The 14,045-nt window shown below is 41.5% G+C and carries 17 protein-coding genes and 1 pseudogene; 5 read left to right on the top strand and 13 right to left on the bottom strand.

The window, feature by feature from the left end:
* The first annotated feature begins 245 nt into the window (after nt 1–245).
* From R8O11_RS10955 to R8O11_RS10935, 5 genes are all read left to right on the top strand, one after another.
* The gene (locus R8O11_RS10955) at nt 246–899 is read left to right on the top strand and encodes an aspartate/glutamate racemase family protein (protein ID WP_033906188.1); all 654 of its coding nucleotides are present in this window, start codon (nt 246–248) and stop codon (nt 897–899) included.
* Nucleotides 900–944: 45 nt separating this feature from the next.
* A complete protein-coding gene (locus R8O11_RS10950; RefSeq protein ID WP_258493736.1) occupies nt 945–2,018 on the top strand; it encodes an isocitrate/isopropylmalate dehydrogenase family protein in 1,074 nt (357 codons plus the stop codon).
* A gap of 67 nt (nt 2,019–2,085) precedes the next feature.
* Entirely contained in the window at nt 2,086–3,051 is a 966-nt protein-coding gene (locus R8O11_RS10945; RefSeq protein WP_033906190.1) for a Bug family tripartite tricarboxylate transporter substrate binding protein, read from the top strand.
* A gap of 49 nt (nt 3,052–3,100) precedes the next feature.
* On the top strand, nt 3,101–3,583 hold the full coding sequence (locus R8O11_RS10940; RefSeq protein WP_033906191.1) for a tripartite tricarboxylate transporter TctB family protein: 483 nt from the start codon (nt 3,101–3,103) through the stop codon (nt 3,581–3,583).
* 19 nt (nt 3,584–3,602) lie between these two features.
* Nucleotides 3,603–5,153 carry a tripartite tricarboxylate transporter permease gene (locus R8O11_RS10935; protein WP_033906192.1) on the top strand — a complete coding sequence of 517 codons (1,551 nt, stop codon included), beginning with the start codon at nt 3,603–3,605 and terminating at the stop codon, nt 5,151–5,153.
* Here R8O11_RS10935 and R8O11_RS10930 read toward each other — a convergent pair.
* The 13 genes and pseudogenes from R8O11_RS10930 to R8O11_RS10870 form a co-directional block, all read right to left on the bottom strand.
* Nucleotides 5,124–5,903, bottom strand: a complete 780-nt coding sequence (locus tag R8O11_RS10930; RefSeq protein WP_318194141.1) for a hypothetical protein — start codon at nt 5,901–5,903, stop codon at nt 5,124–5,126. The two genes, R8O11_RS10935 and R8O11_RS10930, sit on opposite strands and share 30 nt — an antisense overlap.
* A 111-nt stretch (nt 5,904–6,014) precedes the next feature.
* Nucleotides 6,015–7,199 (bottom strand): site-specific integrase, encoded by a 1,185-nt coding sequence (locus R8O11_RS10925; protein ID WP_318194140.1) that lies wholly within the window; start codon nt 7,197–7,199, stop codon nt 6,015–6,017.
* Nucleotides 7,200–7,472: 273 nt separating this feature from the next.
* The gene (locus R8O11_RS10920) at nt 7,473–8,006 is read right to left on the bottom strand and encodes a hypothetical protein (protein ID WP_318194139.1); all 534 of its coding nucleotides are present in this window, start codon (nt 8,004–8,006) and stop codon (nt 7,473–7,475) included.
* A gap of 154 nt (nt 8,007–8,160) precedes the next feature.
* Nucleotides 8,161–8,562 carry an HIT family protein gene (locus tag R8O11_RS10915; RefSeq protein WP_005377049.1) on the bottom strand — a complete coding sequence of 134 codons (402 nt, stop codon included), beginning with the start codon at nt 8,560–8,562 and terminating at the stop codon, nt 8,161–8,163.
* A 139-nt stretch (nt 8,563–8,701) separates the two neighbouring features.
* The gene (locus R8O11_RS10910; RefSeq protein ID WP_050903614.1) at nt 8,702–9,103 is read right to left on the bottom strand and encodes a hypothetical protein; all 402 of its coding nucleotides are present in this window, start codon (nt 9,101–9,103) and stop codon (nt 8,702–8,704) included.
* A 135-nt stretch (nt 9,104–9,238) separates the two neighbouring features.
* Nucleotides 9,239–9,799, bottom strand: coding sequence for a hypothetical protein (locus tag R8O11_RS10905; protein WP_318194138.1), 561 nt, complete (start codon nt 9,797–9,799; stop codon nt 9,239–9,241).
* 160 nt (nt 9,800–9,959) lie between these two features.
* Nucleotides 9,960–10,397, bottom strand: a complete 438-nt coding sequence (locus tag R8O11_RS10900; protein WP_171343486.1) for a hypothetical protein — start codon at nt 10,395–10,397, stop codon at nt 9,960–9,962.
* Between the two features lie 144 nt (nt 10,398–10,541).
* Nucleotides 10,542–10,967, bottom strand: a complete 426-nt coding sequence (locus tag R8O11_RS10895) for an N-acetyltransferase (RefSeq protein ID WP_318194137.1) — start codon at nt 10,965–10,967, stop codon at nt 10,542–10,544.
* A gap of 160 nt (nt 10,968–11,127) precedes the next feature.
* Nucleotides 11,128–11,550: a trypco2 family protein gene (locus R8O11_RS10890; RefSeq protein ID WP_140086025.1), complete on the bottom strand. Its 423-nt coding sequence runs from the start codon at nt 11,548–11,550 to the stop codon at nt 11,128–11,130.
* Between the two features lie 151 nt (nt 11,551–11,701).
* Nucleotides 11,702–12,079, bottom strand: a complete 378-nt coding sequence (locus R8O11_RS10885) for a DUF6979 family protein (RefSeq protein ID WP_025769001.1) — start codon at nt 12,077–12,079, stop codon at nt 11,702–11,704.
* 134 nt (nt 12,080–12,213) lie between these two features.
* The gene (locus R8O11_RS10880) at nt 12,214–12,453 is read right to left on the bottom strand and encodes a hypothetical protein (RefSeq protein WP_025769052.1); all 240 of its coding nucleotides are present in this window, start codon (nt 12,451–12,453) and stop codon (nt 12,214–12,216) included.
* 253 nt (nt 12,454–12,706) lie between these two features.
* Nucleotides 12,707–13,432, bottom strand: coding sequence for a hypothetical protein (locus tag R8O11_RS10875; RefSeq protein WP_025769000.1), 726 nt, complete (start codon nt 13,430–13,432; stop codon nt 12,707–12,709).
* 120 nt (nt 13,433–13,552) lie between these two features.
* Nucleotides 13,553–13,969, bottom strand: a pseudogene (locus R8O11_RS10870) (GNAT family N-acetyltransferase); the annotation flags it as partial.
* Nucleotides 13,970–14,045 lie beyond the last annotated feature (76 nt).

Genomic DNA, 14,045 nt, shown 5'->3' with positions numbered 1-14,045 from the left:
GAAGCATGGGCTAAATTGTGATGTATTTAACAACCACAAAAAACAATTTTACAATGTTTTTGTTTGAATGCATTGATTGCCCACATAGCAATTAAGCTTAAATCATTGATAAATAACTATTAGTTTTTATTGTTGGCTATATATCATGTTAATTTAGGGTTTATTTTTGTGTTTAACATCTTGTTGACAAATTTAGCGCTTAAAATAAAAATGTTTTTAATGAACACAAAATACAATCATGGTTTATGAAAACAATTACCCTAATTCACGCTGTAGATATCGCAATTGAGCCGATAAAGAAAGCCTTCGAAGAGCTATGGTCTGAAGCTCAGCTGGTACATTTGTGGGATCAGTCGTTAAGTATTGAACGTGCTAAATCTGAACACATTACACCCGCGCTATATCGTCGGATCGCTGATCTTACCGAGATGGCTGAGCAAACAGGTACTGATGCGATCATGTTCACGTGCTCTGCATTTGGTGACGCAATAGAACAAGTCGCATTGAAGACCTCAATCCCTGTTCTGAAGCCAAACGAAGCGATGTTTAAGCAAGCCCTAAGCTTGAATTCCCCCATATCTATGATCGGCTCTTTTGCTCCAGCGATGGAAGGTATGGAAAGAGAGTACTACCTAGAGGCCCACTCCCAAGGTATTGCTGCTGAATTAACCTGTGTCTGCGTGCCAGAATCACGCATAGCACTAAGTCATGGAGATGTTGATAAGCACAACCAATTGGTGGTTGAAGCGGCTAAAGCACTGCCGAATGAGTCTGCCTATATGCTGGCGCACTTCTCGTCTTCGTATGCCAAAACTGAATTGGAAAAAGCGACAGGAAAGCCAGTCTTATCTAGCCCGCACTGTGCGGTGCTTCATTTGAAATCTTTACTGGAAGGCTAATGCTCCATTTTTTAATAACAACCAACGCTCGAATAGAGGAACACTATGAAACTTATCGTTTTACCAGGGGATGGTATCGGCCCAGAAATCGTCAACGCATCTATCAATGTGCTTAACGCAGCCGACCAAAAGTTTGGGTTAGATCTGACTTTAGATTATGAAGATGTTGGCTTTGAAAGTCTGAATAAATATGGAACAACGTTGCGACAAGAAGTACTAGAAAAAGCCAAATCGTATGACGGCATTATTTTAGGTACACAGTCACATGCAGATTACCCTAAACCAGAACAGGGGGGGCGCAACGTATCTGCTGGTTTTAGAATCGGTTTGGATCTCTATGCAAACGTTCGTCCAGCTCGATCACGTTCGTTTCTTCCTACCAACATGAGTGAAGGGAAATCTATCGACTTAGTCATCATGCGAGAAGCGACCGAAGGTTTCTACCCAGATCGCAACATGACAGAAGGTTGGGGCGAAGTAAAACCTTCACCTGATATGGCTCTGTCTATTCGTAAAATTACTCGCCATTGTAGTGAACGTATTGCACGTAAAGCGTTTGAGCTAGCGATGACTCGCCGTAAAAAAGTGACCGCTATTCACAAAGCAAACAGTTTCCACATGACAGATGGTTTGTTTTTAGAAGCTGTGCGTGATGTTGCTAAAGAGTACCCAGAAGTCGAGTTGGACGATCTGCTGGTTGATGCGTCCACCGCGCATTTAGTCCGTAACCCGGAGCGCTTTGATGTACTGGTTGCGACCAACTTCTATGGTGACATCATCAGTGATCTAGCGAGTGAGTTATCCGGAAGCCTCGGGCTTGCAGGATCAGTAATGGCTAATGATGAAATTTGTTGTGCTCAGGCTCAACATGGTTCAGCGCCTGATATTGCTGGGAAAGACATTGCCAACCCGGTTTCGATGATTCTATCGGTTGCGATGCTCATTGACTGGATGGGACAAAAACATGATCGCTCTGATTTTGTATCGGCGTCGAAAGCCATCATCTCTGCGGTTGATGCGGCACTAGAAAATCCGTCTTACCGAACGCCCGATCTTGGTGGTTCGTTGGGATGCCAAGCATTCAGCAATATTGTTGCTGAAATTATCAAGACAAACTAAACAAACTCCAAGGACTTAGGACATCAAATAAGTATAGCGCCTTACCCTACATTATAAGGAATATAACATGTCATTACTTAAACGCTTAACGATTTTGCCATTGACTCTATCAGTTCTGGCAACGGCACCAAGCTTTGCTAAGGATCTGGATTATCCAAAAGAACGTCTGAATTACACCATCGCCTTTGGTCCTGGCGGTGGTAACGATCTTATGTCACGGACGGTTGTTGATATTCTGAAGAAATATGATTTCTACCCTAAAAATATTCGTGTTGACAACTTAGCTGGCGGTAGTGGTGCGGTTGGTTTTAATTACGTTGCGCAGCAACAAGGGAACCCCTACCACCTTACATCAACTAGCGGAAATTTTTTAGGCACGCCGTTGATTTCAAACACAGGTTGGACGTACGAAGATTTTACACCGATCGGTCTATTAGCTCAGGATGCAATGTTTTTAGTTGTAAGAGCTGATTCAGAGTTTAAAACAGCACAAGACTTTGTCGAATATGCTAAGAAAAATCGTGTAGTTATGGGCGGAACTGGAGCGGCTGGCCCTGAGCGTGTTGTCGCCAGTTTGTTCGCTGAAAAGGCTGGCTTTACATTTGATTATGTACCATCTCAGGATGGTGGTGGGATGGTTACTTCTCTTACGTCGCATAGTGTTGATGCTATTGTTGCCAACCCATCTGAGGTGTCTGGACAAATTAAAGCTGGTAACTTCCGCCCTCTTGCATACTCAGAAGAGCAACGTAGTACGGTTTATACCAATGTACCTACTTTTAAAGAACAAGGCTACGATTTTGCATTTGCGTTGCCTAGAGGGGTTGTGATGCCAAAAGGCGTGGACTCCGATGTACAGAAATGGTGGGTGGAAACGTTAAAGAAAGTGGTTGCTACTGAAGAGTGGAAATCTTATTTAACAACGAACAGTCTTTCTGGAAACACCGTTTGGGGTGATGATTTTGAAAAAAATCTAGCTCATACCAACTCGGATTTCAAACGGGTGCTAACCCAGATTGGTGCTATTAAGTAAAAGCGATAGGCAAGCGGTAACGAGAGTTATCGCTTGTATAGGGATGATTATGCGATTTTTATTTTCAGTTGCAACGTTAGTATTTTCTGTTGCCTTCGTTGCATATGGAATGGCAACGCTTGATTTATATGACATTAGTGATAGGCCGGGGCCAGGTTATTTTCCGCTGATTATTGGTGTCATGTTAATCATTGCAACTTCTATCAATGTTGTTAAAGACTTCAAGATTGTACAAAAGCTGAAGGCAGATCGAGAATTAAACGAGATTGTACGCAAAGGTCACGATTCGCACTATGCAAAAGATGCAATAGTTGCGGTCGCCTGTTTAAGTCTGCTTATTTTTACCTTGAATAGCTTAGGTGCAATTTTATCCATGGTATTGTTCTGTCTAGTTTTTCTAAGTTATTTCAATCAAGGGAAGATTTTACAGAATATTATTTATTCGATTGTTTTTCCTGCATCGGTTTACCTACTTTTTGATGTTTGGTTACAGGCAGGGTTGCCTGATGGATTGCTAAGCGCATTCAATTGATCGATGGAGATGTATCATTATGTTTATTAGCGAATTATTCGGTAACCTTTCTTATGGATTATCGGTAGCATTTACCACAACCAATATATTGTTCCTACTTATCGGGGCTTTAGTTGGTATGGTGGTTGGACTCTTTCCTGGATTTGGTCCCGCAGCAGGAATTGCCATCCTAATTCCAATGACCTTTGGCTTAAATCCTACGACAGCCATTATCATGTTATCGGGGATCTATTATGGCTCTATGTATGGAGGAACGATTACCTCTATTTTGATTAATACACCTGGAGAGTCAGCGACCGTGGCATCCACGCTCGATGGTTATCCACTGGCGCAAAATGGGCGTGCTGGCCCAGCACTTGTTATGCAAGCGATTGCGTCATTTGTGGGTGGCACGCTTGGGGTTATATTAATTTGTGGCTTCGCACCTATTCTTGCCGATTTTGCGTCCCAGTTTGGGCCGTCGGAATATTTTCTCATAATTATGTTGGGTATGCTACTTCTGACAACAATGATGGGCGAAAATCGATTAAATGGCGTTATCTCTGCATTGTTTGGTTTTGTAATTTCTGTCGTTGGTGTTGATTCAGTTAGTGGCGCTCAAAGGTATACGTTTGGTTCTCCAGAGTTAATTGGAGGTATTTATTTTGTACCAGTAGCTATCGGTCTATTTGGTATTGGTGAATTACTCCATTGTATTTACACCGGGCAGCACAAACGTTCAAATGAAAGACTAGAGTTTAGCTTCCGTTCAAAAGATTTCTGGCCAACAGCAAAAGATTATATCGAATCAAAATGGACATTTCTTCGTGGTTCTGTGATCGGTTTTGTTGCGGGTGTCCTTCCTGGCTCTGGTGCAACAATAGGTTCTATTCTTGCCTATTCGGTTGAAAAGAAAGTCGCTAAAGAACCAGAGAAATTTGGTAAAGGCGAAATGCGTGGCTTAGTCGCTCCTGAAACCGCTAATAACGCGGCATCCGCAGGGGCTATGGTTCCATTGATTTCACTAGGGATTCCTGGCTCCGGAGCAACGGCCGTACTTCTTGGTGCTCTAATGATGTGGGGATTACAACCTGGACCGATGTTGATAGATACTAATCCAGATCTTGTTTGGGGATTAGTGGCCAGCATGTATATGGGTAATATGATATTGGTAGCGCTGAGTATTGTTGCTATTCCTATCTTCGTGAAGTTTCTAGATGTACCTTATCGCCTAGTCGTACCTGTCATTGTGATTTTATGTGTCGTTGGCGCATATGCAATGAACAACAGCATTATTGAAACATCCATGTTGTTGATTATGGGGATCATTGGCTTTGGAATGAAAGTCTACGGCTATTCGCCTGCTGCTACAGTACTTGCTTTGGTATTAGGTGGGATGGCTGAAAGTAATTTCTTGCAGTCTCTCATTATCAGTCAGGGCAGTTTATCGATTTTTGTTGAGCGTCCGATATCTCTTGTTTTAACTCTTGTCATGTTTATATCTGTGGCTATTTCTATGGGGTTAAAAGCATACAAGCGTGCGAAGGCAAAGAAGGCCGCCTCAGCACATTGTGAACCGGCCACTAAGTAATGCATTTATAGGCAGTGGGGTAACCGAATCCAACCGGAGTTCAGTAGGCGCATTAACCGACTCAATACACTGTTCAGCAATCTGGATAACCGTTGAGTCTAATGTTGCCTTAACCGTATCAACCGCTTGGCAACCACGATTCAATAGTACTGCTTTACCAAAAACATCAACGACCTGCTCCATATCAACGCGTATTTGACTGGGTTTAACCGTTAACGCATTGGTTGAAAGGCGTTGACCGCGTTGACTTGGGTAGCGTTCAGCAAGTTGATGCGTTACGTCATTAGAGAAAATGGCGGATGCTTTAGTAATGAACTCTCCAACCACGCTCTCTGTGGTTAGAGAGGCATTAACCGCAGCATAAGCAACAAACGCTTTGTTCGGTTGGGAGAGTGCATTAGGTGTGTATTTAAAGTGCGCTTGTAATACATTGTCGAACGCTTCAGTAACCGAACGCCAACGGTTGATACCATGCATCTCAACGATGATGACGTGTTTAACCGGTATAGATTCTAATGAAAGCGCAAACCGCTTGGATGAGCGTTCAGTTAGTTGGACAATGCCTTTATAGTCGAAGATAGCAGCCACAGATTGGCTGGGTGGATGAATTGCACCAAGACTCGAAGCAGAAATATCGGCAAACAAACACAACTTCTCTTCTTCAATTGCTTCTAGTATGTCCCATTGGGTTAAATAGGTTTTATCGCAGACTTCCTCAAGCCTTACATAGCGGCGTTTAAACTGGCTCACTTCAATCCCTTGTTGAGTTAACAATTTCAACAACGAATTACAGCACCAAGACCACTGTATATAAAACCATAACTTTAATGCTTCGAGTGATATCTCGATTTATCTTGCAATTTAACCAATAAGATTCACCGCCGCCGCTTTGTGCTCTGGAGCTAAGTGTGCATAACGCAGCGTCATCTTGAGGTCAGCATGCCCAAGCAACTCACGCACGATATTCAAATCAACGCCCGCCATCACTAACTTGCTCGCGAAATGGTGCCGCAAGTCATGGAACCTAAAATTCTCGATAGCAGCCTCTTTCAATAATGATTGCCACGGATATTGAAAGAACTCAACGGGCTGGTTATTCGATATAAAGACATAGTCAGCATCAGGATTCTGTGCTCGCCAGCGTTCAAAAAGCTTTAATACCGTGTCATTGAGCGGTATTGTTCGCGTCTTCTTCGACTTGGCATTTTCAGAACGAATTGTTAAGTAGCGATTAGGCAGTGAAACGTGTTCCCATCGAAGACTTAATAGCTCTCCTTTACGCATTCCTGTATTCATTGCGGTGATCACTAACGGCTCGAAGAAATCAACGAACTGAAGATGCTCTATCTTGTTATTGGACTTTCGAACGCGTTGATTTCGGCCTTCAAGGGTATCGAGTAAGCGCTTCTCTTCTTCCTTAGAGAGATACCGTATTCGAGTGTTATCTTGCTTAATGAGTTTAACACTGCTTAAGTTGTGGCTATCGATGAATTCCCACTCTACCGCACGATTTAAAGCGGCTCGAAGTCGGTTCACACAATACTCTATCGTTGCTGGGGCACGCCCTAATTTGCGACGCTCCGTGATCCACTGCTGAATATCCCACGCTTTTATCTCCTCTAACGGTTTGTCTAGGAGGTGAACAAATGAATGAGCGATGCAAGCATAAGCCTGATCCGCCCGCTTGGGGTTCATTGAGATAAGGTAGTCTTTATAGTGCTCAGAGAGAAAACGGCCAAGCGTCAGGTTTTTGCGCATCTCTGTCTTTTTAGCTTCATGACGAGATTCTTGGATATCCACCCCGCTCGCCACTAATCCCGCTTTCTCTTTGACTAAATCTCTCGCTTGAGCGGGTGTGAGTGAATCCGCCGAGCCGATGAAGTAATTTCGTTGTTTGCCATTTAAACGGTAGTAAAAGTAATACTTGATTGCGCCTTTAGGTGAAATGCGAGCATGAAACCCGCTGATTTCAGTGTCGTTGAGCCGTCCCTGTTCGACAGTTAGCGCCTTGATTGAGGTGTTGGTTATCTTCTTCTTAATGGGCATGCACAAGTCCTTTGTGTAGCGTATATGTAGCAGAATAATTGTACATACACACATCCTCATGAACAACAAAGCACAAACAACATACATATAACTACATGTTTTTATGCGAGTATTCGCTCATTCTTGTTCATTGCTGTTTACTGAAGATTTTTGCCCATTCCCACTGTTAAGGGGTGAGCAACGCAATACCGATGCTACCGCATGCCACCTTAATCACTTAAATCAACGCATAGTAAAAATGCCACGCGTTGCGAATCCCTCTTGAACAGTTTGTTATAAGCCCTTTTTATATGACTTGGCTAGCTCTTCGAAAATTAACTTTCGCTTGTTTAACAATTCTTCTCTCACGTCGTCCATGTCACTCTCTTTTAGAGACTGCTTGCCGTCATAGTATTTTCTACGCAATTCTTTTAGGAATTCGCCATAGTCTCGAACTTGCGAGGAAATATTAGTTAAGCCCAATAACATTAACTTAGATTCTGCTACGGTTAAGTTTTTAAACTGATCGAAAAGTTCCGATTTCGTGCGTTCTAACTCTTCATAACGCTTTTCAGTTAAGTCCATATCTTGAGCGTTATTTCGAACCCATTCAATTATTAATGCCCAATATCGCAATGAAACATGCGTGACCTCTTCAATATTTGAGCTCACCGATTCGAGTGAATCATAGAATCTTTTACGACTTTCCTTTTTTCGTTCATTTCGGTGATTTAACCATGTAACTAAAAACGTACCAACTAGTGTAATGAGACTGCCTAACCCAATTTTGATGGCTGTATCGATTACTTGTAACTCTGTGATTTCCATAATACTCCTAGGGCTTATAACGCCTTGTTAAGGTGTGAGGCACGCAATACCGAAGCTTCCGCATACCACCTTAACCGCTAAAACCAACGCATAGTCAAAATGCCACGCGTGCCGAATCACTCTTGAACAATTTGTTAGCTTACTTTTTCAACGCTCATAGATCTTTAAGTGATTCTCTAAGTTTATCCATAGGTTGAATTCCAAGTTCACTACTAACCCAACCATACTGGTCGCCATGGAACCGAGGGAAAATATGCAAATGGTAATGGTCGAGCTCGTTGAAATGAGGTGCCTCTCCGTTGTTTTGCATAAAGCCGATACCATCGGGATTGAACTTAGCTTCTATACGCTTATATAAATCTCTTGCGACGTCGGTGATCTCTAAAAACACAGACTCGGGCAAGTCGATGAAAGTACGATATTGAGTCTTAGGACAAATTAAAATATGTCCAAAGTTGATTGGGTCATGGTCTGCAAAAGCTATAACTTTGTCAGATTCGTACACGATGACCGAGTCAATTTCACGATTAACAATTTGTTCGACTATCGTGGTCATCTAAACTCCTATCAAAGTATGCTAACGCTCTGTTAAGGGGTGAGCAACGCAATACCGATGCCGCCGCATACCACCTTAAACACCAAAATCAACGCATAGTGAAAATGCCACGCGTTGCGAATCCCTCTTAAACAGTTTGTTATGCGCCAGTTAAAGTTAACCAGTTGTCCCTATATTTTTCTAACTCAGGTTTTATTGTCGACACCCCACTCTGCTTAAAAGAACAGCTAAACTTCACTGAACTTCCTTTTAGAGCAAGAGCCTCTTCACGAGACATGATGAATAAATGATCAGTATTCTTATCCATTATTACCAACACTAAAAAGTCATATCTTTTCTCAACACCTGATATTGAGTTATTAGTATTTTGGTTATGCAGATCTGTAGTTTTCACTTGAATTCTAAGAACTCTTGAGCTTTCAAGCACAACGGTAATGTCGTAATCTTCTTGGTTCGATTTAATAGCTAGATAAGCTTCAATATCTAACTTTAAAAGTTGAGAAAGCACTAAGTGCTCTCCATATTTTCCAATAAACTTCATGACTTCCTTATTGGCGCATAACGCCCTGTTAAGGTGTGAGCAACGCAATGCCGAAGCTCCCGCATACCACCTTAAACACCAATCGTAACGCATAGTAAAAATGCCACGCGTTGCGAATCACTCTTAAACAGATTGTTATGTGCTAGCGATATCCGCTGTTTCACATTCTCTATAGAGGCGCTTCAAGTTTTCGTGAAACCATTCTACAGCCTCAAGGCTTACTTTATTTTTGATCTCGGTCATTTCGAAATCTTCAATCGATTTAGGGTGCATCAACGAGTTCCTGATTTCGATAAACTCACCTAGACTTGCCCATCGATGGTCACTGGTATTAGGTTCAAAGTCTAATTTGTGTAACTTCCCAAAACACCTGAAAAGAAAGAGAATATTAGACTTAAGTGATTGAAAAGAATCACGCTCTTTGATTCTTCCTTTGTAGTCTAGGCCTACGGATTTTTCCCTCAGCAACATAATTTCGTTAGCATCAAAAATATCCGGGACATCTTCTAGGGCAGCTAGACAAACTAACCTAAGTTGATAGGTAAGTCCTTCAATGTATGCCGCGCTTGTTCGATAAAGGGTTCGCAGAGCAAAACGAGATTTAACGCTTAATCCAAAGTCTCTTGCTGCACGTACGTCTTCTAGAAGTAGTTGATGAAACATCCACATTTCATCATTTGCTTTCTCAACTTTCACTCAAAATTCCTTCTGACACATAACGCCCAATTAAGGTGTGAAGCACGCGACCACGATCCCCAATTTGACCACCGTAATCACTGAACTCAATCCAAACCCAAAATGCCAAGCGTGCTGAATCACTCTTAAATTGTTTGTTAGCACTATGGGTTCAGCTTCTTCATGGTTTTAGTGATTCTTTACCATGACTTAATTTTACACTTTTATATACAAGTACTTTTCCGACTACAATAAAGACTGCAGACAAAGCAACTAGAATAAAAGCGATTACTGAGAAAAGGTTTGCTTGCTCTTTGAGTCGTTTATCTCTTTGCAGTCTTTCTGTGATAATTTCCCAAATTGCATCGTTAGCTTCTTGAGATATACGGCTAGCTCTTTTTTTCAGTTCTTCTTTATCATCTATAGCTTGCAAAAGAGCGATATCTTTAAGCGTTCCCAATACTGCTAAGTTTGCCTCTTCCTGAATTGAATATTGCCATTCAACTCTTTCAGTGTCCCACCACCCAGAAAAATTTGCTTGCCAAACGACGGCTAAAACAGCAAATACTAGACCTGTTATCTCAAATCTATATCCAAGTAGTTCTAATTTATTTTTCAAGATGACTCCATATATCGAGATAGTGCTAACGCCGCGTTAAGGGGTGAACAACGCCACCACCTAACCTAAACCATTGTGCCGTAAACACTAAAGCTGAATTAAACTGAAAATGCCAAGCGTTGGGAATCCCTCTTGAACGCTTTGTTATGTGCCCAAACTCATTGTGTACTCTGGATGCCCAGTATGCTCGTCCAATTGTTCACCGACTACTGTAAACCCTTGAGACAAATAGAACTGATAACTAGCCTGATTTTCTTTGTATACCGAGAGACTTAATACCGCTCTTTGAGCTTTAGCATGATTTAACAATTGCTTACCGATACCTTTACCCTGAAACGCAGGAAGCACGAATATAGCAGCCAAGTTATTTTCATACATCGCGTAAAAGCCAACTATTTTTGACTCGATTTCGTAAACAAAAACCTCTGAAGCTGGAATATAAATATTACGCATGTTCTCAGCTTGAGATACCCAGAAGTCAGCAGAGACGAAATCGTGAGCTTTAACGGAAGCTTCAAGCCAGATTTCAAGAACTGAATCTAAGTCGATTGAATTGTATTTTCTTATCATTTTTGAACTCTGGATTGTCAAATTTATCGGGGCAACATAACGCCCTGTTAAGGGGTGAGCAATGCAATACAAAAGCCACCGCATACCACCTTAATCACTAAAATCAACGCATAGTAAAAATGCCACGCGTTGCGAATCCCTCTTGAACAGTTTGTTATATTTATCTCTGAAACCTTGGTTTTATCGGCTTTTGTGATTTTACTGCACCACCATTACAGGTTACGACATTTCTTTTTTGTTTATCTTTTACGGTGTCATTACGCTTTTCACGTTGCTGAAGTAATGCTTTAGGTTTCTGAGGGTTAGTAACTCGTAGATTTGATTTCTTAGCGGCCTCATTTACTTCCTGGTTCTTGTAGGGAGTCAACTTCAATTTTACTTTATGCATTTGTGAGGCATTGGTCTCTGCCCCTAGTTCAAATACAACAAATTTACCTCCAGCCTTACCTTTAGCATTAAGCCCGAAGCTTACCTCTAATTCCACCTCATCCATGGTAAAGAAGGGAGAGTCACTCTCAGAAGCTTCCATTAGCTCCTTTTTAACATCATCAATAAACTCTTTAAGACTTATGTTTCCCTTCACGTGGTTCTCCTAGTCTGAATAAAATATAACGCCCTGTTAAGGGGTGAGCAACGCAATACCAAAGTTGCCGCATACCACCTTAATCACTAAAACCAACGCATAGTGAAAATGCCACGCGTTGCGAATCCCTCTTGAACAGTTTGTTATGTGCTTACTCCAGCAACCCTAGAGACAACAACGACACAACAACATCCATTTGGCTATTATGCACTTTAGACTCGGAGCCACATGACTGAACCCAGAGTTTTTTGATGTTATTTTGCATGCTTGGATTTTCGTTTAGCAGCCTAACTGCCTCTAAAGCATATTGTTTATTTAAAACTGATTTTGTATAGCTTCCTTTGGGCACGCCAACGACAAAGCCACTTTCGGCTAAACCTAGAAAAGCGTTTTTTGGACACTCTTTTTTGATGGAAGTAGCATTGTCCTTGAACTCTTTTTCTGCAGCTGTATTCCAAGCTTCAACTGGACAGACTCCAGTTTGAGCGATGTGAGTAGCTGCTACAGCAACATCACCATATTTGTTCATTTGAACTCCTGCACATAACGCCGCATTAAGGGGTGAACAACGCTAACCACCTAACTTAAACCATTGTGCCGTAAACACTAAAGCTAATTCAAACCAAAACTGCCAAGCGTTGTGAATCCCTCTTGAATGCTTTGTTAGTTGCCAAACTTAAAGCTTTGATTTGAAGTTGATTGCCGCTTTGCCAACACTAACTTTACGTACGTTGAAAAACTAAAATCAGGCGCAGATCCAAAGCGCCTGTCACTGAAACCACTTGGAACAGATAGCGCCGCAGAAAGCGGACTAACAACACCAAAAAGATCTTTTGAGAAGACAATATTACAAAGCTGACTTTCAACAAGTAAATCGGTTTCTGAAACAGAAAATCCAACCACAAAAGAAACCTGAGAACGATTTTCACAAACTCGAACGATTCAAAATTGAAGTACGAAACCCCACCAAAACACACTGACTTTAACTCTAAACATTCTGTTTAAGCTGCATTTTCCTCGTTGGCAACTAACGCCCTGTTAAGGGGTGAGCAACGCAATACCAAAGCCGCCGCATACCACCTTAATCACTTAAACCAACGCATAGTAAAAATGCCACGCGTTGCGAATCCCTCTTGAACAGTTTGTTAGTTTTATTTTACAAGATCCGTATTGTTGAATACTCAAATGTCCCTAAATCTACAGCTAATTCATTTGTGAATGCTTCTTTGTATGCGTTTGCATCAAAGCCGACAAACTTTACACCTTGATCATTGAGAGCTTTAAAGACTTTAACAGCTGCTGATATATAAATTGGGATTATATTTACATAAACCTGCTTTAGCGGATATCTTTCACCTTGGGCATACTTTTTAAGTTCGCCAAAGCTCAGATCATTTTCAAGCTGGTTTAACAATTTCTGGCGATTTTTATCACTCATACGATCTTCAAGAAATGGTGAGCCTAATGAAGCATCAACTCGGAGGTAGAAGTCCTCTAGCTTATATAAGTGCTTCATTTTATGACCACTAGTCAATATGTCGTGGCTTGCGAGCAAAAACTCTCCACCTAGATACTTCTTGTGCCCATCATTTAAGCCCATTTCTTGATTCCAAGTTTTAAATAACAAATGGTTACGGTGATGAACCGCATTTCTCAATAAAATCAGAACTGCTGTATCTGCATGGTCAAAGTAATCAAAAAGATCCTTTGTTACATCATACAAGCTATGGAAAGCTTCAAGCTTTGCTTCCATAGCCCTATCTAAGTTATCAATAGCCTCTTCGGCATCAACCAACTTTAAACGATTGAAATTCATATGTGCTTCGCCATAAATCCTCATGGCATTCGCTAATTTGCTTAACGCTTGTTCTTGTATAACCACTATTTTTCCTACGATAAACTGACGGATAAAACTAACGCCGCATTAAGGTGTGAGCGGCGCTTGGCTATACTTGAGCGAAGCGAAACTGCCAAGCGTTGCGAATCACTCTTGAATGCTTTGTTATGTGCGTGCTAAACGATAGCGCCTTACTGTACCCTCATTATCGTCTGTATAGTTACCCAAATATACGCCACCGCAGTTTTCTATAACCTTTTGAGATGCTGGGTTATCAATTGAACAGGTAACAATAACCGAGTCAGTTACCACATGATCACGTACCCAAGCTAGAAGAAACGAAGCAATGCCTTTGCCACGAGCTGATGGTCTAGTCTCGTAACCAATGTGCCCTATTACATTCTCTACGTTCGCATTCGTCCCTGTACGGACTCGAATAGCACCTAAGATTTCAGAGTTCGAAATGCAGTAGTACGTTGTACTTGGTAAATATCCGTTTGGTAATTCGGAGGTTGCCTTAGAGCGCTCAACCAAACCCGACAAATAAGCTTCAGGGTTTAACTCAACATCTGAATACTTTGGGCTATGTTCCCTTTAATTGTTGCTGAAGACTTAACATCCTGTTTTCATTAAGTTCTTCAGTAACTTCCATGTAACG

Source organism: Vibrio sp. 1288, from assembly GCF_033344475.1.
Note: the sequence above shows the minus strand (reverse complement) of the source record. Positions and strands in the feature narration are given on the sequence as shown.

What these genes read in the sequence shown, in the direction of transcription:
- R8O11_RS10935 (WP_033906192.1), top strand. Translation starts at nt 3,603, where the DNA reads ATGTTTATTAGCGAATTATTCGGTAACCTTTCTTATGGATTATCGGTA.
- R8O11_RS10920 (WP_318194139.1), bottom strand. Translation starts at nt 8,006, where the DNA reads ATGGAAATCACAGAGTTACAAGTAATCGATACAGCCATCAAAATTGGG.
- R8O11_RS10910 (WP_050903614.1), bottom strand. Translation starts at nt 9,103, where the DNA reads ATGAAGTTTATTGGAAAATATGGAGAGCACTTAGTGCTTTCTCAACTT.
- R8O11_RS10925 (WP_318194140.1), bottom strand. Translation starts at nt 7,199, where the DNA reads ATGCCCATTAAGAAGAAGATAACCAACACCTCAATCAAGGCGCTAACT.
- R8O11_RS10885 (WP_025769001.1), bottom strand. Translation starts at nt 12,079, where the DNA reads ATGAACAAATATGGTGATGTTGCTGTAGCAGCTACTCACATCGCTCAA.
- R8O11_RS10895 (WP_318194137.1), bottom strand. Translation starts at nt 10,967, where the DNA reads ATGATAAGAAAATACAATTCAATCGACTTAGATTCAGTTCTTGAAATC.
- R8O11_RS10955 (WP_033906188.1), top strand. Translation starts at nt 246, where the DNA reads ATGAAAACAATTACCCTAATTCACGCTGTAGATATCGCAATTGAGCCG.
- R8O11_RS10945 (WP_033906190.1), top strand. Translation starts at nt 2,086, where the DNA reads ATGTCATTACTTAAACGCTTAACGATTTTGCCATTGACTCTATCAGTT.
- R8O11_RS10950 (WP_258493736.1), top strand. Translation starts at nt 945, where the DNA reads ATGAAACTTATCGTTTTACCAGGGGATGGTATCGGCCCAGAAATCGTC.
- R8O11_RS10915 (WP_005377049.1), bottom strand. Translation starts at nt 8,562, where the DNA reads ATGACCACGATAGTCGAACAAATTGTTAATCGTGAAATTGACTCGGTC.
- R8O11_RS10940 (WP_033906191.1), top strand. Translation starts at nt 3,101, where the DNA reads ATGCGATTTTTATTTTCAGTTGCAACGTTAGTATTTTCTGTTGCCTTC.